This window comes from Streptomyces glaucus (genome assembly GCF_039533365.1).
Classification (GTDB): domain Bacteria; phylum Actinomycetota; class Actinomycetes; order Streptomycetales; family Streptomycetaceae; genus Streptomyces; species Streptomyces glaucus.
Genome location: NZ_BAAATK010000005.1, coordinates 57,878 through 77,702 on the forward strand (window position 1 = coordinate 57,878; position 19,825 = coordinate 77,702).

20 protein-coding genes are annotated in these 19,825 nt (G+C 74.1%); 17 read left to right on the forward strand and 3 right to left on the reverse strand.

Annotated features, from left to right (window positions below):
• Window positions 1-201: 201 nt before the first annotated feature.
• On the reverse strand, window positions 202-1,032 hold the full coding sequence (locus tag ABD363_RS05465; RefSeq protein WP_344600202.1) for a helix-turn-helix transcriptional regulator: 831 nt from the start codon (window positions 1,030-1,032) through the stop codon (window positions 202-204).
• Window positions 1,033-1,425: 393 nt separating this feature from the next.
• On the opposite strand from ABD363_RS05465, the gene ABD363_RS05470 reads away from it, so the two are divergent.
• The 3 genes from ABD363_RS05470 (at window position 1,426) to ABD363_RS05480 (ending at window position 3,436) form a co-directional block, all read left to right on the forward strand.
• A complete protein-coding gene (locus tag ABD363_RS05470) occupies window positions 1,426-2,205 on the forward strand; it encodes an SDR family NAD(P)-dependent oxidoreductase (RefSeq protein WP_344600203.1) in 780 nt (259 codons plus the stop codon).
• 140 nt (window positions 2,206-2,345) lie between these two features.
• Window positions 2,346-2,978, forward strand: a complete 633-nt coding sequence (locus ABD363_RS05475) for a VOC family protein (RefSeq protein ID WP_344600204.1) — start codon at window positions 2,346-2,348, stop codon at window positions 2,976-2,978.
• Between the two features lie 59 nt (window positions 2,979-3,037).
• Complete coding sequence (locus tag ABD363_RS05480) at window positions 3,038-3,436, forward strand: VOC family protein (RefSeq protein ID WP_344600205.1); 399 nt, start codon at window positions 3,038-3,040, stop codon at window positions 3,434-3,436.
• Here the strand turns inward: ABD363_RS05480 and ABD363_RS05485 are convergent.
• Both ABD363_RS05485 and ABD363_RS05490 read right to left on the reverse strand, forming a co-directional pair.
• The gene (locus ABD363_RS05485; RefSeq protein WP_344600206.1) at window positions 3,422-4,102 is read right to left on the reverse strand and encodes a helix-turn-helix domain-containing protein; all 681 of its coding nucleotides are present in this window, start codon (window positions 4,100-4,102) and stop codon (window positions 3,422-3,424) included. The genes ABD363_RS05480 and ABD363_RS05485 overlap by 15 nt on opposite strands.
• 168 nt (window positions 4,103-4,270) lie before the next feature.
• Window positions 4,271-5,398, reverse strand: coding sequence for a YihY/virulence factor BrkB family protein (locus ABD363_RS05490; protein ID WP_344600207.1), 1,128 nt, complete (start codon window positions 5,396-5,398; stop codon window positions 4,271-4,273).
• 174 nt (window positions 5,399-5,572) lie between these two features.
• Between ABD363_RS05490 and ABD363_RS05495 the strand changes: the two genes are divergently transcribed.
• The 14 genes from ABD363_RS05495 to ABD363_RS05560 all read left to right on the forward strand — a co-directional run bounded on the left by ABD363_RS05495 (window position 5,573) and on the right by ABD363_RS05560 (window position 19,820).
• Window positions 5,573-7,207 (forward strand): acyl-CoA dehydrogenase family protein, encoded by a 1,635-nt coding sequence (locus tag ABD363_RS05495; protein WP_344600208.1) that lies wholly within the window; start codon window positions 5,573-5,575, stop codon window positions 7,205-7,207.
• Between the two features lie 290 nt (window positions 7,208-7,497).
• A complete protein-coding gene (locus ABD363_RS05500; RefSeq protein WP_344600209.1) occupies window positions 7,498-8,787 on the forward strand; it encodes a GAF domain-containing protein in 1,290 nt (429 codons plus the stop codon).
• Window positions 8,788-9,064: 277 nt separating this feature from the next.
• Complete coding sequence (locus ABD363_RS05505; RefSeq protein WP_344600210.1) at window positions 9,065-10,354, forward strand: hypothetical protein; 1,290 nt, start codon at window positions 9,065-9,067, stop codon at window positions 10,352-10,354.
• Between the two features lie 67 nt (window positions 10,355-10,421).
• Window positions 10,422-10,994, forward strand: coding sequence for a GNAT family N-acetyltransferase (locus ABD363_RS05510; RefSeq protein WP_344600211.1), 573 nt, complete (start codon window positions 10,422-10,424; stop codon window positions 10,992-10,994).
• Window positions 10,995-11,121: 127 nt separating this feature from the next.
• Complete coding sequence (locus tag ABD363_RS05515) at window positions 11,122-11,205, forward strand: putative leader peptide (RefSeq protein WP_309486338.1); 84 nt, start codon at window positions 11,122-11,124, stop codon at window positions 11,203-11,205.
• A 125-nt stretch (window positions 11,206-11,330) separates the two neighbouring features.
• On the forward strand, window positions 11,331-13,028 hold the full coding sequence (locus ABD363_RS05520) for a nitrite/sulfite reductase (RefSeq protein ID WP_344600212.1): 1,698 nt from the start codon (window positions 11,331-11,333) through the stop codon (window positions 13,026-13,028).
• Window positions 13,025-13,213, forward strand: coding sequence for a hypothetical protein (locus ABD363_RS05525; RefSeq protein WP_344600213.1), 189 nt, complete (start codon window positions 13,025-13,027; stop codon window positions 13,211-13,213). The genes ABD363_RS05520 and ABD363_RS05525 overlap by 4 nt, the downstream gene beginning before the upstream one ends.
• Complete coding sequence (locus ABD363_RS05530; RefSeq protein ID WP_344600214.1) at window positions 13,210-13,920, forward strand: phosphoadenylyl-sulfate reductase; 711 nt, start codon at window positions 13,210-13,212, stop codon at window positions 13,918-13,920. The genes ABD363_RS05525 and ABD363_RS05530 overlap by 4 nt, the downstream gene beginning before the upstream one ends.
• 2 nt (window positions 13,921-13,922) lie before the next feature.
• Complete coding sequence (gene cysC / locus ABD363_RS05535) at window positions 13,923-14,492, forward strand: adenylyl-sulfate kinase (RefSeq protein WP_344600215.1); 570 nt, start codon at window positions 13,923-13,925, stop codon at window positions 14,490-14,492.
• The gene (gene cysD, locus ABD363_RS05540; RefSeq protein ID WP_344600216.1) at window positions 14,489-15,436 is read left to right on the forward strand and encodes a sulfate adenylyltransferase subunit CysD; all 948 of its coding nucleotides are present in this window, start codon (window positions 14,489-14,491) and stop codon (window positions 15,434-15,436) included. The genes cysC and cysD overlap by 4 nt, the downstream gene beginning before the upstream one ends.
• A 2-nt stretch (window positions 15,437-15,438) precedes the next feature.
• Window positions 15,439-16,773: a sulfate adenylyltransferase subunit 1 gene (locus ABD363_RS05545; protein ID WP_344600217.1), complete on the forward strand. Its 1,335-nt coding sequence runs from the start codon at window positions 15,439-15,441 to the stop codon at window positions 16,771-16,773.
• Between the two features lie 222 nt (window positions 16,774-16,995).
• Window positions 16,996-18,099, forward strand: coding sequence for an aliphatic sulfonate ABC transporter substrate-binding protein (locus ABD363_RS05550; RefSeq protein WP_344600218.1), 1,104 nt, complete (start codon window positions 16,996-16,998; stop codon window positions 18,097-18,099).
• A 40-nt stretch (window positions 18,100-18,139) separates the two neighbouring features.
• Complete coding sequence (locus ABD363_RS05555) at window positions 18,140-18,928, forward strand: ABC transporter ATP-binding protein (protein WP_344600219.1); 789 nt, start codon at window positions 18,140-18,142, stop codon at window positions 18,926-18,928.
• Window positions 18,915-19,820: an ABC transporter permease gene (locus tag ABD363_RS05560; RefSeq protein WP_344600220.1), complete on the forward strand. Its 906-nt coding sequence runs from the start codon at window positions 18,915-18,917 to the stop codon at window positions 19,818-19,820. The genes ABD363_RS05555 and ABD363_RS05560 overlap by 14 nt, the downstream gene beginning before the upstream one ends.
• Window positions 19,821-19,825: the final 5 nt, after the last annotated feature.

Genomic DNA, 19,825 nt, shown 5'->3' on the forward strand with positions numbered 1-19,825 from the left:
GGGACGGCGACCGGTCCGGGCGGCCGGCGCCGGTGCGCGCGCCGGAGCCCGCCTCCCGGGTCCCGAGCGGCCCGGCGAACGCCCCGCCCCCGCCCCCGCGGACGCGAACCGCCCGTGCCCCCATGGCCTTGGCTGTCCGGCCGCCGTGGGCCCTGCCGGGAACCGGAAGGCCGCGCCCTGCGCCCCCGGATCCCGGGGCGGTCATCCGACGGGGGACCGCGTCCCCACGACGTCCAGGAGCGCCAGGCGGTCGGCGTCCTCGGTGCCGGGCCGGGCCGTGTAGACCATGACGCGCAGGTCGCTGCCGGCGACGCCGAGGACGTCGCAGTCCAGGGTCAGGGCGCCGACGCGGGGGTGGTCGATGGTTTTGCGGGCGGCTCGGTGCTCGCCGACGGCGCCCGACTCCCACAGGGCGTTGAAGTGGCCGCTGCGGCGGCGCAGTTCGGCGACGAGGGTCCGCAGGCCCGCGTCGTCGGGATAGCGGCCGACGGTGCGGCGCAGGTCGGCGACGTGTGCGGCCTGGAGCGCGCCCCTGGACTCCGGGGTGTGGCGTACGCGGCTGTGCGGGTTGAGGAAGTTGCGCCACACCGCGTTGGCGTCGTCGCCGTGCCATTCCCCCATGAGCGCCGTGTACAGGGGGTTGGCGAGCAGCTGGGTCCAGGCGGCGTCGAAGACGGCGACGGGCGTGCCGGCCAGCCGGTCCAGCATGCGGTGGACGCCGGGAGGGACGTGCCGCGGGACCGTGCCGGGGCCCGGCGGGGCGAGGCCGGCCAGGTGGAAGAGGTGGGCCCGTTCGTCCCGGGTGAGCCGCAGGGCGCGGGCCAGGGCTTCGACGACCTGGGGCGAGGGACTGGTGGCGCGCCCCTGCTCCAGCCGGACGATGTAGTCGGCGGAGATGCCGGCCAGCCGGGCCAGCTCCTCGCGGCGCAGTCCGGCGGCGCGCCTGCGTCCGCCCACGGGCAGGCCGACGGCCTGGGGCGGGACGTGATCGCGCCAGTGGCGCAGGGCCGCGCCGAGTTCCGTGGTCGCCATGCCCCGATTGTGGCAAGAGGGACGTTCCCCTGTCCTGGTACCGCCGTTCCCACGACAACGGGTCCACTGGCTGGTCGCGCGTTTCCCGCCGACCGTGGAGGCACGGCACCGGCACGGACGCCCGCACGGCCCGCCGCGGGGTCCGCCGGGCCGGGTGCCAGGGCCTGCCCGTGGCCGCCTCGATCGCCGAAGCGGGCTTCCCCCTGCGCTCCCGGGCCCGGTGGACCGCCCGCCTGGACGGCCCGGGCCAGGCCCCCGCCGGTGCCCGGCCCGGTCTGACCCGCCGGGACCGCGCCGCGGGCCGGCCGCCGCCGAACGGTGCCGCGCCGGACCCGCCCGGCCCCACCAGAGCCCCCCGGCCGTCCCGGCCGGCCTCCGAAAGGAACAGCACCCATGAGCGGACTCGCCCTCGTCACCGGCGCCACCTCCGGCATCGGCCAGGCGTTCGCCGAGCGCCTGGCCGCCGACGGCCACGACCTGATCGTCGTCGGCCGCCGCAAGGACCGCCTCGACGAGTTCGCCGCCGCCCACCCCGGTGTCACGGTCCGCGCCGTCGCCGCCGACCTGTCCACCGACGCCGGCATCGACACCGTCGCCGCGATCTGCGCCGCCGAGCCGCTGACCATGCTCGTCAACAACGCCGGCGTCGCCCACTACATGCCGCTGGCCGAACTGCCGGCCGACAAGGCCCGTGAAATCGTCCACGTCAAGGTGGTCGCCCCCACCATGCTCACCCGCGCCGCCGTCGCCGGCATGCGGGAACGCGGCGCAGGAAAGATCATCAATGTGGCGGGAATGATCGCTTTCAGCGGTCCCGCCGACAAGTCCGTCATGCCCCGCCGCGCCGTCTACGCCGGCTCCCTGGCCCACCTCGTCACCCTGTCCCAGACCCTCGGCGCCGAACTGGAGGGCACCGGCGTCCAGGTCCAGGCCCTGTGCCCCGGCATCGTCGCCACCGAATTCCACGCGCGCCAGGGCCTCGACATGAGCGCCGTGCCCCGTATGAGCGCCGAGGACGTCGTCACCGCCGGCCTGCGCGGCCTGGAGCTCGGCGAGGTGGTCTGCGCCCCCGGCGTCGAGGACGCCGGCCTCCTCGACGCCGTCTTCCGGGCCGGCCTCGCCGCCTTCGGCGGGCAGAGCCCCGAACTCGCCTCCCGCTACCGGGCCGGCTGATCCGGCTCCCGGCCGCCCGGAGCGGTGAGCGAGGCCACGGGTTCCGGGCCCGGTCGGGGCGGGCGTCCGGGATCCGGGGCGCCGCAGCCGGACGCGCGGGCGGTTCCCCGCGGGGGCTCGGCTGCGTACGCTCGACGGCGATGAACACCCTTCCCGCGCACCTCGACCACCTGGTCCTCGCGACCCCCGACCTGGCGGCCACCGTCGCCGACTTCACCCGGCGCACCGGGGTGGCACCGGCTCCCGGCGGGGCGCACGTCGGGCTCGGCACGCGCAACCACCTGGTGTCCCTCGGCGGCACCAGCTACCTGGAGATCATCGGCCCCGACCCGGACCAGCCCGCGCCCACCGGTCCGCGCGCCCTCGGCGTCGACGGCCTCACCGCCGCGCGGACCCTCACCTGGGCGATCAGCCCGCCCGACCTGGACGCGGCGGTCGCGGCGGCCCGCGCGCGGGGCTACGACCCCGGCGCGGTGCGGGCGATGAGCCGCCGCCTCCCCGACGGCACCCTGCTGGAGTGGCGCCTGACCGACGGCGCCACCGCGCACCCCTCCGGTCTGGTGCCCTTCCTCATCGACTGGGGCGCCTCGGCGCACCCCACGGCGTCGGACCTGCCCGTCACCCCCCTGCTGGCGCTGTCCGCCACCGCTCCCGACCCGGACGGGATCCGGCCCCTGCTCGCCGCCCTCGGCACCGCCCTGCCGCTCACCGCCGGCCCGGTGGGGATCTCCTTCACGGTGGACACCCCCCGCGGGCCGGTGACCTTCGGCTGAGGCCCGGGGTGTCCGATTCCTTCAAGACCGGGCCCCGGCGCGCCGCCTACGGTGGCCGCATGACCGCACGATTCGACGCCATCGGCCTGGTCGTCACCGACATGGCCGCCGCCGTGACCTTCTACCGCCGCCTCGGCCTCGCCTTCCCCGCGGGCGCCGAGGACCAGCCGCACGCCGAGGCCGAACTGCCCGGCGGGCTGCGCCTGCTGCTGGACACCGAGGAGACCGTCCGCTCCTTCCACCCCGGATGGCGGCCGCCCGCCGGCGGCGGCCGGGCCTCGCTGGCCCTGCGCTGCGACGGCCCCGGGGAGGTGGACGCGCTGTACGAGGAGCTGGTCGGCGCCGGGTACCACGGCGAGCTCAAGCCCTGGGACGCCGTCTGGGGCCAGCGGTACGCCGTGCTGCACGACCCGGACGGCAACGGGGTGGACCTGTTCGCGCCGCTACCGGCCCCGTAGCTCCCGCACCGGCAGTCCCGTCAGCGCCCGGACGTCGCGGGCCAGGTGGGCCTGGTCGGCGTACCCGGCCCGGGCCGCCGTCCACGCCAGGGGCACACCGGCGCGGGCCAGCGCGAGCGCGCGCCGCAGCCGCAGCACCCGGGCGAGCGTCTTGGGGCCGTAGCCGAAGGCGGCCAGCGAGCGGCGGTGCAGCTGCCGCGCGCCCAGACCGAGTTCGGCGGCGGTCGCGGCGACCGTGCGGCCCGCGTCCAGGGCGGCGACGATCCGCCGCAGCAGCGGGTCGGGGGGACCGGTTTCGGCCGCCCGGCGCAGCGCCAGCTCCTCCAGGCCGCTCGCCGGGTCGGGGGCGGCGGCGACGCGGGCGGCCAGGCGACGCACCCGCGCCGCCGGCCACAGGTCCGCGAGGTCCACGCGCCGGTCGCGCAGCTCGTGCGCGGGCACGCCGAGCAGGACGGGCGCGGTGCCGGGCGGGAAGCGGACACCGGCCCACGGGCCCGGCTCCGCCGTGAGGTGCGCGTGCGTGTCGGGGCCGGCGACCAGCAGCCGGCCCTCGTGCCACAGCAGGTCCATGCAGCCGTCGGGCAGGACCCGGACCGCGTCGGGCCCGGCCGGCGTGTTGGTCCACACCACCGCGCCGGCCAGCCGGGACGTCCGCTCCGCGTACACGGGCAGAAGGCTACGCCGTTCGCGCCCGGTACCCCCGCGGGCCGACGCCGCGGGCCCGCTCGGCGGCGGAGTCCGGCGGCCGGCCGCCGGTCCCGCCGCGCACGAGGTGGGCGCCCGGGTCGTGGAGCCGTTCAGCGGGCGCCTGGACGGGGTGAGCGCGCCGGGGCCTCAGGAGTCCTCCGGCTTGTGCGGCGGATGGGCGCTCTTGACATGGGCCCGCAGCCGGGCCGTCACGTCCTCCGGGGGCAGGAACCGGGACCAGCGCTCGGGGAACTCGGACGGCATGTCGGGGTCGGCCGCGCCGCCGGCGGCGGCACGGGCCACGTACTCGGCGACCTGCGCCTGCCGCAGCCGCTCGTTGGCCTCGCGGGCGGCCGCGGTGGCGGCGGCCGGCCAGACCCGGTCGATGGCGGCGTTGACCGCGGCGCCGACGAGCACGGCGAACGCGGACACGCCGATCCACAGCAGCACGGCGACGGGCGCGGCGAGCGAACCGTAGATGGTGGGGCCCTCGACCGTGCTGGTGAGGTAGATCCGCAGCAGGAAGCTGCCGAGCACCCACATGGCGAGCGCGACCAGCGCGCCCGGCACGTCCTCGATCCACGGGGAGCGCACCGGCACGGACACGTGGTACAGGGTGGTCAGGAAGGCGATCGACAGCAGGACCACCACCGGCCAGTACAGGACCTGCACCACCGTCGTCGACCACGGCACGATCCGCACCACCGCGTCCGGCCCGGCCACCATCAGCGGCAGCGCGACCGAGCCGATCAGCAGGGCCACCACGAACAGCAGGAAGGCCAGCAGACGGGTCGCGACGATGCCCCGGACGCCGTCCAGGCCGTACATGACCGTGATGGTGTCGATGAAGACGTTCACCGCGCGCGAGCCCGACCAGAGCGCGAACAGGAAGCCGAGGGAGATGACGTCGGGCCGGCCGCCCTTCATCACGTCGTGCAGGATCGGCTCCGCGATCTCCTTCACGCCCCGGTCGGACAGCACCGTGCGGGAGGCGTCGAGGATGTTGGCCCGCAGGCTCTGGATGGTGTCGGCGCCGGTCCAGGCGTCGACGTAGCCGAGCAGCCCGATCACGCTCAGCAGCAGCGGCGGCACCGACAGCAGGGTGAAGAACGCGGCCTCGGCGGCCAGCCCCAGGATCCGGTACTCCATGCAGGAGTTGACGGTGTCCTTGAGCAACAGCCAGGCGGTCCTCCGCTTGGAGACGTTCCGGTAGAGGGCACGAGCCCGGTGGAGCCGGCCGGAGGGCCGCTCGGGGATGTCACTTGCTGGCTGCACACCCCAAAGGTATCCGTCGCACCAGGCCGCACGTTCCCGAAGGCCGCCCGTCGTACCCGGCCGGGCTTCCCTGGGCCGTCCGCTGCCCCCGCCGGACCCCGTGCCACGCCCCCGCGGCGCCCCGCCGCGGCGGTCCGCTCCCCCCGCGCCGCGCGGCGCGATAGGTTCGCAGGCATGGCAGCCAGTACGCACACCGTGACGAACCAGGCCCCGCCGCTCGTCGGGTACGACGTCTTCACCGCCGACCGCGCCCTGACCGAGGCCGTCGAACGGCATGTGGCGCCCCGGGTGCGCGACGAGGCGCTGGCCGAGCTGTCGGCCCTCGGCCGCGCCTGCGGCTCGGCCCAGGTGCAGGAGTGGGGGGCGCAGGCCAACGGCAACCCGCCGGTCCTGCGCACCCACGACCGCTACGGCCACCGCGTCGACGAGGTCGACTTCCACCCGGCCTGGCACCGGCTGCTCGGCAAGGGCGTCTCGGCGCGCCTGACGCAGGCCTGGGTGCGGCCCGGCGGGCACGTGCGGCGCGCGGCCGGGTTCCTGATGTGGACGCAGGCCGAGGCCGGCACCTGCTGTCCGCTGTCGATGACCCACGCGGCGGTGCCCGCCCTGCGCGCCGATCCGGCGCTCGCCGGGGAGTGGGTGCCGCGGCTGACCTCCGAGGTGTACGACCGTGAGCTGCGGCCCGCGCGGCTGAAGGCCGGCGCCCTGTTCGGGATGGGCATGACGGAGAAGCAGGGCGGCAGCGACGTCCGCGCCAACACCACCGCCGCCCGGCCGCTCGCCGAGGACGGCGCCTACGCGCTGACCGGGCACAAGTGGTTCTGCTCGGCGCCGATGTCGGACGGGTTCCTGGTCCTGGCCCAGGCCCCCGGCGGGCTGACCTGCTTCCTCGTCCCGCGCGTGCTCGAGGACGGCACCCGCAACGTGTTCCTCCTGCAGCGGCTGAAGGACAAGCTGGGCAACCGGTCGAACGCGTCGGCCGAGGTCGAGTTCGACGGGACGTGGGCGCGCCGGGTCGGCGAGGAGGGACGCGGGGTGCGCACCATCATCGAGATGGTGGCGGCCACCCGGCTCGACTGCGTGCTGGGCTCGGCGGGGCTGATGCGGCAGGCCGTCGCGCAGGCGGTCCACCACTGCGCCCACCGCGAGGCGTTCGGCGGGAAGCTGGTCGACAAGCCGCTGATGCGCAACGTCCTGGCCGACCTCGCGATCGAGTCGGAGGCCGCCACCACCCTCGCGCTGCGGCTCGCCGCCGCCTGGGACGACGGGAGCGAGCAGGAGCGGGCGCTGCTGCGGCTGGCGGTGCCGGCCGCCAAGTTCTGGGTGACCAAGCGGTGCCCGCCGGTGGTGGTCGAGGCGGCCGAGTGCCTCGGCGGCAACGGCTACGTCGAGGAGTCCGGGCTGCCCCGCCTGGTGCGCGAGTCGCCGCTGAACTCGATCTGGGAGGGCGCGGGCAACGTCCAGGCGCTGGACGTCCTGCGGGCGCTGCGCCGGGAGCCGCAGGCGCTCGACGCCTATCTGCGCGAGGTCGGCCGGGCGCGCGGCGCCGACCACCGGCTGGACGCGGCGATCAAGAACCTGCTGACCGAACTCGCCGACCTGGAGGGCGTCGAGGCGCGCGCCCGGCGGCTGGTGGAGCGGATCGCCCTGGTGTTCCAGGGGGCGCTGCTGGTGCGGTACGCGCCGCCCGCGGTCGCCGACGCCTTCTGCGCCTCACGCCTGGGCGGCGACGGGGGCGCGGCCTTCGGTACGCTGCCGCACACCCTGGATCTGGCGTCGGTGGTCGAACGGGCCCGGCCGGTGCCCTGACCGGCACGTGATGCGGGGGTGGTGCTGCGCCGACACGGCACCACCCCCGCCTCACCGGCCCGTACGAGCCACTGACGCCGCTCGGGGCGGCGTCGCTCAAGTTTCGGACAACCGGGGGGCGGTCCACCAGGGTTGCAAGGGGTTGCACCTTGCTGCCGGCTGTGTGCGGACCGTGCCCCCGAGCCAGGGGCAGGCGGTCACTGATGGGACGAAGAGTCGGAACGGACTTCGGGGGCGCGGCCGGCAGACCGCGGAAGCGGTCGCTCCGGCCGCCGGCTCCGGGCGGGCCGGTGGCGCTCTCCGCGACGGACGTGGCGCACCTCGCCCTCGTCGACACCACGCGCGCGGCCCGGGTGCTCAGCGAGGTACGCTCCGCGCGGCTCGCCGGGCAGCGCGCCCCGGTGGCGCCCCGCCCGGTGATCGAGCAGTCCTGGGAACGCATGTTCCGCCACGGGGTCGACCCCGAGCGCGACCGCAGGTCCGGGCTGCTGTCCCCCGAGGAGCTCCAGCGGCGGCGCGAGACCTCGCGGCTCCGGCACGTGCTGCCGGTGCTGCGGGAGGGGCTGCTGGCCACCGCGGACGTCGCCCGGCACATCATGGTGGTCGCCGACGAGGAGGGCCGGGTGCTGTGGCGGGAGGGCAGCGCGCCGGTGCTGCGCAGGGCCGACGGTCTCGGCTTCGAGCCCGGCGCGGACTGGCGGGAGGACGTCGTCGGCACCAACGGCATCGGCACCCCGGCGGTGGTGCGCCGGCCCGTCCAGGTCTTCGCCGCCGAGCACTTCGTGCGCTCGCAGGCCACCTGGACCTGCGCCGGCGCGCCCATCACCGATCCCCGCGACGGCCGGCTCCTCGGCGTGGTGGACGTCAGCGGGCCGCTGGAGACGATGCACCCGGCCACGCTCTCCTGGGTGGACTCCGTGGCCAAGCTGGCCGAGGCCCGGCTGCGCGAGATGCACGCGCGGACGCTGGAGCGGCTGCGCGCGGTGGCGGCGCCGGTGCTCGCCCGGGTCGGGGGGCGCGCGCTGGTGGTGGACCGGGACGGCTGGACCGCCGCCGTCACGGGGATGCCGTACACCCGCCGGATCGCGCTGCCCGCCTCGCCCGCGGTGGGCCGGACCTGGCTGCCCGCGCTCGGTCCGTGCGCGGTGGAGCCGCTGGCCGGGGGCTGGCTGGTGCGGCCCGCCGACGAACCGGTGCCGGACGGCGCCGCCCGGATCGTGCTGGACCTCAGGCAGCCGCGCCGCTGGTCGCTGGAGGTGTCCGGCAGCGCCGGCTCCTGGAGCCGGGAACTGAGCCCCCGGCACGCCGAGTTGCTCTACCTGCTGGCCGTGCACCGCGCCGGCCGCGGCGCCGCGGGCCTGGCCGAGGACCTGTTCGGCGACCCGGCCCGGACGGTGACGGTGCGCGCCGAGATGTCACGGATACGGCGTTACCTGGGAGGTCTGCTGGAGCACCGGCCGTACCGGTTCCGGGACGACGCCGAGGTGGCGGTGCTGCTCCCGGACGACCCGCGCGACCTGCTGCCCCACTCGACCGCGCCGGCCGTGGCCGGGCGCCGGGCGGCGGTCCGGGCGCCCTGACCGCGCCCCGCGTGCCCCCGTCCGCCCCCGGTGCCCCCGCCCGCTCGCCCCGAGTGCCCCCGTCCGCCCGCATCCGGGTGGTGTCCGCCCCCCGGATGCGGGGATATTTCCGGGGTCCGAGTCCCTGGGCCCCCGGCCTGCCGTAGCATCGGCACGGGCCATCCCACGCGCTTCTCGGTCAACGTACGGACCGGCAGGCGCAGTTGGCCCGGTGCCTCGGCCTCCTACGGCACAGGCGGAGCGCCCCGGAGGCGAACGAGCCAGGAAGAGGGGTTCCATGACGCACCGCGGCAGACACCGACGGCGCAAGCGGGGCAGGGCGCTGCGCGCCGCCCTGGCCGGGACCGCCCTCGCGCTGACGGCCGCCGCCACGATGATCAGCGCCTCCCAGGCCACGGACGTCGAGGACGCCGCCGCGCTGCGGCCGCTCACCGCGCCCGCCGCGAAGGACCGGCTGCACGTGACGGAGCGCCGGGTGCCCCAGCGCTGGCTGGACCGGCTCGCCTCGGCGATGGGCCGGCCCGTGGGCGTCGCCGCCGTCCTCGACGCCGCCGACCGCGCCCTGCGCGCCTCCCCCGACTGCACGGCCGAGGAGCGCGCCGCGCTGCCCGTCGCGCCCGCCGCCACCCGCGCCTACTGCTGGGACGCCGCCGACACCGCCGGCTGGCGGCCCGGAGCGGTCACCACCTCCGGCGACGCCGACGACGACGGCCACTGGGGCGGGCACCGCGTGATCCTGTCCGCCTGGACCCGGTACGAGGGCCCGGCCGGCCGGGGCCTGGCCCGGGTCGCCTTCGTCGACGCCGACGACCCGGAGCGCCTGCGCCACGCCTCGGCCCTGCTCGTCGTCCCGGTCGACGGCGGGCGCGACTACCGGGAGCTCGCCTCCCCCGTGTCCGGCATGGTCTGGTACCAGGACAAGCTGCTGGTCACCGCCGGCGCGGGCGACCGCACCGCCCTGTACGTGTACGACCTGGACCGCATCCAGCGCACCAGCGTCGACGCCGGCACCGTGGGCCGGGTGCCCGGCGGCTGGGCGGCGCACGGCCACCGGTTCGTGCTGCCCGCCGTCGCCTCGTACACCCTGCCCGGCGGCCGGGACACGCCCCGGCCCGCCGGCATCTCCCTGGACCGCAGCACCGCGCCGGACAGCCTGGTGGTGAGCGAGTGGGTCCCCGCGGACGGCGACCGGCCGACCCGGCTGTGGCGCTACTCCTTCAGCTCCGACCCGGCCCGCGCCGGGCTGCTGGCCACCGGCGCCGCCGGCCGGGTGAGCGCCGGCGAGGCGTACGAGACCAGGACCACGGACGTGCGCGGCGTGCTGTCGTACCGCTCGGCCTGGTACCTCGGCCGCGCGGCCGAGGCGCGGGACCGGCGCGGAACGCTGTGGCGGCAGGACACCGGCGGCGCGCGGGCCACGCGGTGCGGCGCCGACGAGACCCGGCTGTGCTGGAGCGGGGGCGCGCAGTCCCTGTCCTACTGGGAGGAGACCGGCGAGGTGTGGACCCAGGCGGACGGGGTGCTGTTCGCGACTCCCCTGTCCTCGGTCGAGGACGCGCTGCGCTGACGCCGGCCGGCGGGGTCCGCGGCCGGCGGATCGACAGACCGCCCGGACGGATGATTCCCTGACCGGCATGACCACCATCCCCGTGACCACCTGGTCCCTGGAGCAGACCTCCCCGGCCGACCTCCTCCCGGCCGCCGCGCCCGACGGCGACGTCCGGATCGTCCGCGCCGAGGTGCCCTCGCCCGAGTTCAGCCGCTTCCTGTACGCCTCGGTCGGCGGCGACATCCGCTGGACCGACCGGCTCGGCTGGACCTACGCGCAGTGGCGGGCGCACCTGGACCGGCCCGGTGTGGAGACCTGGGTGGCCTACGACCGCGGGACGCCCGCGGGGTACGTGGAGCTGGACCCGCAGGACGACGGGGTGGTGGAGATCGTCTACTTCGGGCTCCTGCCCGCCTTCCGCGGGCGCCGCATCGGCGGCCATCTGCTGGCGTACGGCACCGCCCGCGCGTGGGACCTCGCGGACCGCTGGCCGGGGCGGAAGCCGACCCGGCGGGTGTGGCTGCACACCTGCAGCAAGGACGGCGAGCACGCGCTGGCCAACTACCTGCGCCGGGGCTTCAAGCTGTTCGACACCAGGGTCGAGGAGGAGCCGGAGGTTCCCGCACCGGGGCCGTGGCCCGGGGCGTTCCCCTCCTGACCTGCGCGGACACGGCCGGATCCACGCCGTGTGACCGACGACACCCTCATCTTGCCATCCGGGACAAGGGTGTCCGCATGACGGACAAAGCTGGACTGTGTCCAGATCGCCGTGACACGCTTCCGTCATGTCCGGAACTGGAATTGCCTTGGTGAGTCGGCGACACGTCGACCTCGGCCGCATGTCCAGCGCCATCTGTCCGGCGAGCTGACCGCCCCGGCACCGCCCGGAAACCCCTTTTCACCGCCTCCCCGCGCAACGTCGCGCACGTATGCCCATGCGCGTGTACGCGCAGGTCAGAGCCGCTTTCCGCCTGTCCCGAAGGACGTGTCAACCATGGCCGCCACCCCGCAGAACCCCGCCGCCGCGACTCCCCGCCGCAAGGTGAGCCGTCACCGCGGCGAGGGTCAGTGGGCCGCGGGTCACTTCACCCCGCTCAACGGCAACGAGCAGTTCAAGAAGGACGACGACGGTCTCAATGTGCGGACACGCATTGAGACGATCTACTCCCAGCGGGGCTTCGACTCGATCGACCCCAACGACCTGCGCGGCCGGATGCGCTGGTGGGGCCTGTACACCCAGCGCCGGCCCGGCATCGACGGCGGCAAGACCGCGGTGCTGGAGCCGGAGGAGCTGGACGACGAGTACTTCATGATGCGCGTCCGCGTCGACGGCGGGGCGCTCACCACCCGTCAGCTGCGGGTCATCGGTGAGATCTCGCAGGAGTTCGCGCGCGGCACGGCCGACATCACCGACCGGCAGAACGTCCAGTACCACTGGATCCGGATCGAGGACGTGCCCGAGATCTGGAACCGCCTGGAGGCCGTGGGCCTGTCCACGGTGACCGCCTGCGGCGACACCCCCCGCGTGATGATCGGCTCCCCGGTCGCCGGCATCGCCGAGGACGAGATCATCGACGGCACCCCGGCCCTGGAGGAGATGAAGCGCCGCGTCCTGGGCAACAAGGCGTATTCGAACCTCCCCCGGAAGTTCAAGACGGCGATCTCCGGCTCGCCGCTGCTGGACGTGGTCCACGAGATCAACGACGTCGCGTTCGTCGGCGTCCGGCACCCCGAGCACGGGCCGGGCTTCGACGTGTGGGTCGGCGGCGGCCTGTCGACCAACCCCAAGCTGGGCGTGCGGCTGGGCGCCTGGGTGCCGCTGGAGGAGGTCCCGGACGTCTACGAGGGCGTGCTGTCGATCTTCCGCGACTACGGCTACCGGCGGCTGCGCAACCGCGCCCGCCTGAAGTTCCTGGTCGCCGACTGGGGCGCGGAGAAGTTCCGCCAGGTGCTGGAGGACGAGTACCTCGGGCGCAAGCTGGTCGACGGCCCCGCTCCGGAGCAGCCGGTGCAGCAGTGGCGCGACCACATCGGCGTGCACCGCCAGAAGGACGGCCGCTTCTACGTCGGTTTCGCCCCGCGCGTCGGCCGCGTCGACGGCACCACTCTGACGAAGATCGCCGATCTGGCCGAGGCGCACGGCTCGGGCCGGATCCGCACCACGGTCGAACAGAAGATGATCATTCTCGACGTGGCGGAGTCGCAGGTCGACTCCCTGGTCGAGTCCCTGGAGGCGCTGGACCTGACGGCCAAGCCCTCCCCCTTCCGGCGCGGCACCATGGCCTGCACCGGCATCGAGTACTGCAAGCTCGCCATCGTCGAGACCAAGCAGCGCGGCTCCCAGCTGATCGACGAACTGGAGCGCCGCCTGCCGGACTTCGGCGAGCCGATCACCATCAACCTCAACGGCTGCCCGAACGCCTGCGCCCGCATCCAGGTCGCCGACATCGGCCTCAAGGGCCAGCTGGTCCTCGACGACAACGGCGAGCAGGTCGAGGGCTTCCAGGTGCACCTCGGCGGGGCGCTCGGCCTGGAAGCGGGCTTCGGCCGCAAGGTGCGCGGCCTGAAGGTCACCGCGGAGGAGCTGCCGGACTACGTCGAGCGCGTCCTGAAGCGGTTCCAGGCCGAACGCGAGGACGGCGAGCGGTTCGCCGCCTGGGCCGCCCGCGCCTCGGAGGAGGCCCTGTCGTGAGCGAGCGTGCGGCTCCCTTCTACTGCCCCTACTGCGGCGACGAGGACCTTCGTCCCAGTGAGGCCGCCCAGGGCGGCCACGGCGCATGGGAATGCGCGGCATGCAACCGGGCTTTCCAGTTGAGGTTCCTCGGGCTGCTGGCCCGGGGGCTTCAGCGACCCGACGCGGGAGGGACACGGATATGACGGCTATTCAGCAGGAGCGCGCGAGCGAGGACTTGAAGGCGCTCGCCGAGCAGGCGGGCCGCGAGCTGGAGGACGCCTCCGCGCTGGAGATCCTCAAGTGGGCCGCCGACACCTTCGGCAAGCGGTTCTGCGTGACCTCCTCGATGGAGGACGCGGTGGTCGCCCACCTCGCCTCCCGGGTGATGCCCGGCGTCGACGTGGTGTTCCTCGACACCGGCTACCACTTCGAGGAGACCATCGGCACCCGCGACGCCGTGGACGCCGTGATGGACGTCAACGTCATCACGCTCACCCCGCGCCAGACGGTCGCCGAGCAGGACGCCGAGTACGGCCCGAAACTGCACGACCGCGACCCCGACCTGTGCTGCAAGCTGCGCAAGGTCCAGCCGCTGGAGGAGGGCCTGAAGGGCTACGCGGCCTGGGCGACGGGCCTGCGCCGCGACGAGTCCCCGACCCGGGCGAACACCCCGGTCGTCGGCTGGGACGAGAAGCGGCAGAAGGTCAAGATCTCCCCCATCGCCCGCTGGACCCAGGACGACGTGGACGCGTACGTCGCCGAGCACGGCGTCCTCACCAACCCGCTGCTGATGGACGGTTACGCCTCCATCGGCTGCGCCCCCTGCACCCGGCGGGTCCTTCAGGGCGAGGACGCGCGGGCCGGCCGCTGGGCGGGCCGCGCCAAGACCGAGTGCGGGCTGCACGGCTGACGATGACCGTGCCTTCGACGAATCAGGAGAACCACGTGACGAGCGGAGCCACCGTCTGGCTCACGGGTCTGCCCAGCGCCGGCAAGACCACCATCGCGTACGAGCTGGCCGGCCGGCTCCGCGCGGAGGGCCACCGGGTCGAGGTGCTCGACGGCGACGAGATCCGCGAGTTCATCTCGGCGGGCCTCGGCTTCAGCCGCGAGGACCGGCACACCAACGTGCAGCGCATCGGCTTCGTCGCCGAACTGCTCGCCCGCAACGGCGTGACGGCGCTGGTCCCGGTGATCGCGCCGTACGCCGACAGCCGCGAGGCGGTGCGCAAGCGCCACCAGGCGAACGGCACGCCGTACCTGGAGGTGCACGTGGCGACCCCGGTCGAGGTGTGCAGCGAGCGGGACGTCAAGGGCCTGTACGCCAAGCAGGCCGCGGGCGAGCTGACGGGGCTCACCGGGGTCGACGACCCGTACGAGGAGCCCGTCGCGCCCGACCTGCGCATCGAGTCGCAGCACCAGACCGTCCAGGAGTCCGCCGCCGCGGTGTACGCCCTGCTGAGCGAAAGGGGACTGGCATGACGACGACCGTCGCCACCGTCAAGGGGGGCGAGGGCGGTACGGACACCCCGTACGCCCTGTCCCACCTCGACGCCCTGGAGTCGGAGGCGGTGCACGTCTTCCGCGAGGTGGCGGGCGAGTTCGAGAACCCCGTCCTGCTGTTCTCCGGGGGCAAGGACTCCATCGTCATGCTCCACCTGGCGCTGAAGGCGTTCACCCCGGCGCCGGTGCCGTTCGCGCTGCTGCACGTGGACACCGGGCACAACTTCCCCGAGGTGATCGACTACCGCGACCGCACGGTCGAGGAGCACGGCCTGCGCCTGCACGTCGCCTCGGTGCAGGACTACATCGACCGCGGGATCCTCCGGGAACGCCCGGACGGCACCCGCAACCCGCTGCAGACCCTGCCGCTGACCGAGACGATCCGCGCCGAGAAGTTCGACGCGGTCTTCGGCGGCGGACGCCGCGACGAGGAGAAGGCCCGCGCCAAGGAACGCGTGTTCTCCCTGCGCGACGAGTTCTCCCAGTGGGACCCGCGCCGCCAGCGCCCCGAACTGTGGAACCTCTACAACGGCCGCCACGCCCCCGGCGAGCACGTGCGCGTCTTCCCGCTGTCCAACTGGACCGAGCTGGACGTGTGGCAGTACATCGCCCGCGAGCACATCGAGCTGCCCTCCATCTACTACGCCCACCACCGCGAGGTCTTCCGCCGCGACGGCATGTGGCTGACCGCCGGCGCCTGGGGCGGGCCCAGGGACGGCGAGACCGTGGAGAAGCGGCTCGTGCGCTACCGCACGGTCGGCGACATGTCCTGCACCGGCGCGGTCGACTCCGACGCCGACACCATCGAGAAGGTGATCGCCGAGATCGCCGCCTCCCGCCTCACCGAACGCGGCGCCACCCGCGCCGACGACAAGCTCTCCGAGGCCGCCATGGAGGACCGCAAGCGCGAGGGGTACTTCTAGCCATGACCACGACCACGACCGAGGAGCTCTCGGCCACCACCCTGCTGCGGTTCGCCACCGCCGGCTCCGTCGACGACGGCAAGTCCACCCTGGTGGGGCGGCTGCTGCACGACTCCAAGTCGGTACTGGCCGACCAGCTGGAGGCCGTGCAGCGGGCCTCGGCCGGCCGCGGCCAGGACGGCCCGGACCTGGCGCTGCTGACCGACGGGCTGCGCGCGGAGCGCGAGCAGGGCATCACCATCGACGTGGCCTACCGCTACTTCGCCACCCCGCGCCGCCGGTTCATCCTCGCCGACACCCCCGGCCACGTGCAGTACACCCGCAACATGGTCACCGGCGCCTCCACCGCCGAACTGACCGTCGTCCTGGTCGACGCCCGCAACGGCGTCGTCGAGCAGACCCGCCGCCACGCCGCCATCGCCGCCCTGCTGCGCGTCCCGCACGTCGTCCTCGCCGTCAACAAGATGGACCTCGTCGGCTACCGGGAAAGCGCCTTCGCCGCGATCGCCGAGGAGTTCACCGCCTACGCCACCGAACTGGGCGTCCCGGAGATCACCGCGATCCCCATCTCCGCGCTCGCCGGCGACAACGTCGTCGAACCCTCCGCCCACATGGACTGGTACGGCGGCCCGACGGTGCTGGAACACCTGGAGACCGTCCCGGTCAGCCACGACCTGGCGCACTGCCACGCCCGGCTGCCCGTGCAGTACGTGATCCGGCCGCAGACCGCCGAGCACCCCGACTACCGGGGCTACGCGGGCCAGATCGCGGCCGGCACCTTCCGGGTCGGCGAGTCCGTGACCGTCCTGCCCTCCGGCCGGAGCACCAGGATCGCCGGCATCGACCTGCTGGGCGAGCCCGTCGACGTGGCCTGGACCCCGCAGTCGGTGACCCTCCTGCTGGAGGACGACATCGACATCTCGCGCGGCGACCTGATCGTGCCCAGCACGGACGCGCCGCCCACCACGCAGGACATCGAGGCCACCGTCTGCCACGTCGCCGACCAGCCGCTGACCGTCGGCCACCGGGTGCTGCTCAAGCACGGCACCCGCACGGTCAAGGCGATCGTCAAGGACATCCCGTCCCGGCTCACCCTCGACGACCTGTCCCTGCACCCGCACCCGGGACAGCTCGCCGCCAACGACATCGGCCGGGTGAAGATCCGCGCCGCCGAGCCGCTGCCGGTCGACTCCTACGCCGACTCGCGCCGCACCGGCTCGTTCATCCTGATCGACCCCGCCGACGGCACCACCCTCACCGCGGGCATGGTCGGCGAGTCCTTCGCCTCCCCGGAGCCCGTCGCGGCCGAGGCCGACGACGACGGGTGGGACTTCTGACATGACCCCCCCCGACTTCTACTCGATGTTCGCGAAGGAGGGCGGCCGCGTCGGCAGCGGCGCCCTCGGCAGCGGGCAGGGCGGAGTGGCGCGATGTGCGCGCTGACGTACGCGCACCGCTCGCGCGCCCTCACCCCCCGCCGCCGTAGACGAAGACCTGCCGACCTCCCGGCCACGACCTGAGAGACCGTGACCGCCGGGCCAACGAGAGGAAAGCCTCCCGTGCCTGCCACCACCGCCCTCCGCCGCGCCTTCGCGGCCCTCGCCGCCCTCCCCCTGCTCACCCTCGCCGCCTGCGGATACGGCTCCCAGGCCGAGGACGACGGCAACGTCGAGGTCGCCGCCGGGGCGAAGAAGATCGACGGTCTCGACTCCGTGAAGATCGGCTACTTCGGCAACCTCACCCACGGCACCGCGCTCGTGGGCGTGCAGAAGGGCTTCTTCCAGAAGCAGCTCGGCGCCACCAGAGCCGAGTACGCCACCTTCAACGCCGGCCCCTCCGAGATCGAGGCCCTGAACTCCGGCTCCATCGACATCGGCTGGATCGGCCCGTCCCCGGCGATCAACGGCTACACCAAGTCGAACGGCACCAACCTGCGGATCATCGGCGGTTCGGCGTCCGGCGGCGTGAAGCTCGTCGTCGACCCGGACAAGGTCAAGTCCCTCGAGGACGTCAAGGGCAAGAGGATCGCCACGCCGCAGCTCGGCAACACGCAGGACGTGGCGCTGCTCAACTGGATCGCCGAGCAGGGCTGGAAGGTCGACCCGCAGAGCGGCAAGGGCGACGTCACCGTCGTCCGCAGCGACAACAAGGTCACCCCGGACGCTTTCAAGGCCGGCTCCGTCGACGGGGCCTGGGTGCCGGAGCCGACCGCGTCGAAGCTGGTCGCCGAGGGCGGCAAGGTGCTGCTGGACGAGTCCACGCTGTGGCCCGACGGCAAGTTCGTGATCACGAACATCATCGTGCGGCAGGAGTTCCTCAAGGAGCACCCGAAGGCCGTCGAGGCCGTGCTGAGGGCGTCCGTCGAGACCAACCGGTGGATCAACGCCCACCCCGACGAGGCGAAGGCGGCGGCGAACGAGCAGCTGGAGAAGGACTCCGGCAAGGCCCTGCCGGCCGAGGTGCTGGACCCGGCGTGGAAGTCGATCCGGTTCACCGACGACCCGCTGGCCGCCACCCTCGACACCGAGGCGGAGCACGCGGTCAAGGCGGGTCTGCTGGAGAAGCCCGACCTCAAGGGCATCTACGACCTCACGATCCTGAACAAGGTCCTGAAGGCCGAGGGCGAGAGCACGGTCGACGACGCCGGTCTCGGCGCCGAGTGAGCAAGTCCCGCATCCGATGCGTCCCCAGGAGGTGACGACCATGGCCACGACCCTCGCCAAGGCCGACGACGGCACCGAGGCGGCCGCGCAGGCCGCCCGGATCGAGCACGTCTCGAAGTCGTTCCCGGGCCCCGCCGGGCAGCAGCTCGTGCTGGACGACATCAGCCTCGATGTCGCGCCCGGCGAGTTCGTCACCCTCCTGGGGGCCTCGGGCTGCGGCAAGTCGACGCTGCTGAACCTGGTGGCGGGCCTCGACCGGCCCACCGCCGGCGGCATCGTCACCGACGGCCGCCCGGCCCTGATGTTCCAGGAGCACGCCCTCTTCCCCTGGCTGACCGCGGGCAAGAACATCGAACTCGCCCTGAAGCTCCGGGGGGTGCCCAAGTCCGGGCGCCGCGAGCGGGCCGAGCAGCTGCTCGAACTGGTCCGGCTGAAGGGCGCGTACGGCAAGCGGGTGCACGAGCTGTCCGGCGGTATGCGCCAGCGTGTCGCCATGGCCCGCGCGCTCGCGCAGGAGAGCAGGCTGCTGCTGATGGACGAGCCGTTCGCGGCCCTGGACGCGATCACGCGGGACGTGCTGCACGACGAGCTGACCCGCATCTGGCGGGAGACGAACGTGTCCGTCCTGTTCGTCACGCACAACGTGCGCGAGGCGGTCCGCCTCGCGCAGCGCGTGGTACTGCTGTCCTCCCGGCCCGGGCGGATCGCACGCGAGTGGACCGTGGACATCCCGCATCCGCGGCGCATCGAGGACACCGCCGTGGCGGAACTGTCCGTCGAGATCACCGAAGAACTGCGGGGGGAGATCCGTCGCCATGGCCAGCACTGAGACGACCGTCACCGGGACGACCGCCAAGGACGGCAACGACCTGGCCGGCCTGGAGGCCGGACTGGACGCGCTGGACGCGGTGCAGATCCGGCGCAAGCCCTTCCGGCAGACCTTCACCGAGAAGATCCTGCCGCCCGTCCTCGCCGTCGCGCTGGTGCTGGTGGTGTGGCAGGCGCTGATCTCCTTCGGGGTCGTCGACGACCCGAGCAAGCTGCCCGCGCCCGCCGCCGTGTGGGACGTGGTCCGGCAGGCGTGGCTCCAGGGCGAGCTGCTCGACTACATCTGGACCAGCGTCTCCCGCGGCCTGCTCGGCTTCTGCTTCGCGCTGCTGATCGGCACCCCGCTGGGCCTGCTGGTGGCGCGCGTGAAGTTCGTCCGGGCGGCCATCGGCCCGATCCTGTCCGGCCTGCAGTCGCTGCCGTCGGTGGCGTGGGTGCCGCCGGCGGTGATCTGGCTGGGGCTGAACAACTCGATGATGTACGCGGTGATCCTGCTGGGCGCCGTCCCCTCCATCGCCAACGGCCTGGTGTCCGGCGTCGACCAGGTGCCGCCGCTGTTCCTGCGCGCGGGCCGCACCCTCGGCGCCACCGGGCTGAAGGGCACCTGGCACATCGTGCTGCCCGCCGCCCTGCCCGGCTACGTCGCCGGCCTGAAGCAGGGCTGGGCGTTCTCGTGGCGCTCCCTGATGGCCGCGGAGATCATCGCCTCCTTCCCCGACCTCGGCGTCGGCCTCGGCCAGCTGCTGGAGAACGGCCGCAACGCCAGCGACATGGCCATGGTGTTCGAGGCCATCCTGCTCATCCTGATCGTCGGCATCGCCATCGACCTGCTCATCTTCAGCCCGCTGGAGCGGTGGGTGCTGCGCAGCCGCGGTCTGCTGGTGAGGGGCTGAGGCAC

What these genes read in the sequence shown, in the direction of transcription:
- ABD363_RS05465 (WP_344600202.1), bottom strand. Translation starts at nt 1,032, where the DNA reads ATGGCGACCACGGAACTCGGCGCGGCCCTGCGCCACTGGCGCGATCAC.
- ABD363_RS05470 (WP_344600203.1), top strand. Translation starts at nt 1,426, where the DNA reads ATGAGCGGACTCGCCCTCGTCACCGGCGCCACCTCCGGCATCGGCCAG.
- ABD363_RS05475 (WP_344600204.1), top strand. Translation starts at nt 2,346, where the DNA reads ATGAACACCCTTCCCGCGCACCTCGACCACCTGGTCCTCGCGACCCCC.
- ABD363_RS05480 (WP_344600205.1), top strand. Translation starts at nt 3,038, where the DNA reads ATGACCGCACGATTCGACGCCATCGGCCTGGTCGTCACCGACATGGCC.
- ABD363_RS05495 (WP_344600208.1), top strand. Translation starts at nt 5,573, where the DNA reads ATGGCAGCCAGTACGCACACCGTGACGAACCAGGCCCCGCCGCTCGTC.
- ABD363_RS05505 (WP_344600210.1), top strand. Translation starts at nt 9,065, where the DNA reads ATGACGCACCGCGGCAGACACCGACGGCGCAAGCGGGGCAGGGCGCTG.
- ABD363_RS05510 (WP_344600211.1), top strand. Translation starts at nt 10,422, where the DNA reads ATGACCACCATCCCCGTGACCACCTGGTCCCTGGAGCAGACCTCCCCG.
- ABD363_RS05515 (WP_309486338.1), top strand. Translation starts at nt 11,122, where the DNA reads ATGTCCGGAACTGGAATTGCCTTGGTGAGTCGGCGACACGTCGACCTC.
- ABD363_RS05520 (WP_344600212.1), top strand. Translation starts at nt 11,331, where the DNA reads ATGGCCGCCACCCCGCAGAACCCCGCCGCCGCGACTCCCCGCCGCAAG.
- ABD363_RS05530 (WP_344600214.1), top strand. Translation starts at nt 13,210, where the DNA reads ATGACGGCTATTCAGCAGGAGCGCGCGAGCGAGGACTTGAAGGCGCTC.
- cysC (WP_344600215.1), top strand. Translation starts at nt 13,923, where the DNA reads ATGACCGTGCCTTCGACGAATCAGGAGAACCACGTGACGAGCGGAGCC.
- cysD (WP_344600216.1), top strand. Translation starts at nt 14,489, where the DNA reads ATGACGACGACCGTCGCCACCGTCAAGGGGGGCGAGGGCGGTACGGAC.
- ABD363_RS05545 (WP_344600217.1), top strand. Translation starts at nt 15,439, where the DNA reads ATGACCACGACCACGACCGAGGAGCTCTCGGCCACCACCCTGCTGCGG.
- ABD363_RS05555 (WP_344600219.1), top strand. Translation starts at nt 18,140, where the DNA reads ATGGCCACGACCCTCGCCAAGGCCGACGACGGCACCGAGGCGGCCGCG.
- ABD363_RS05560 (WP_344600220.1), top strand. Translation starts at nt 18,915, where the DNA reads ATGGCCAGCACTGAGACGACCGTCACCGGGACGACCGCCAAGGACGGC.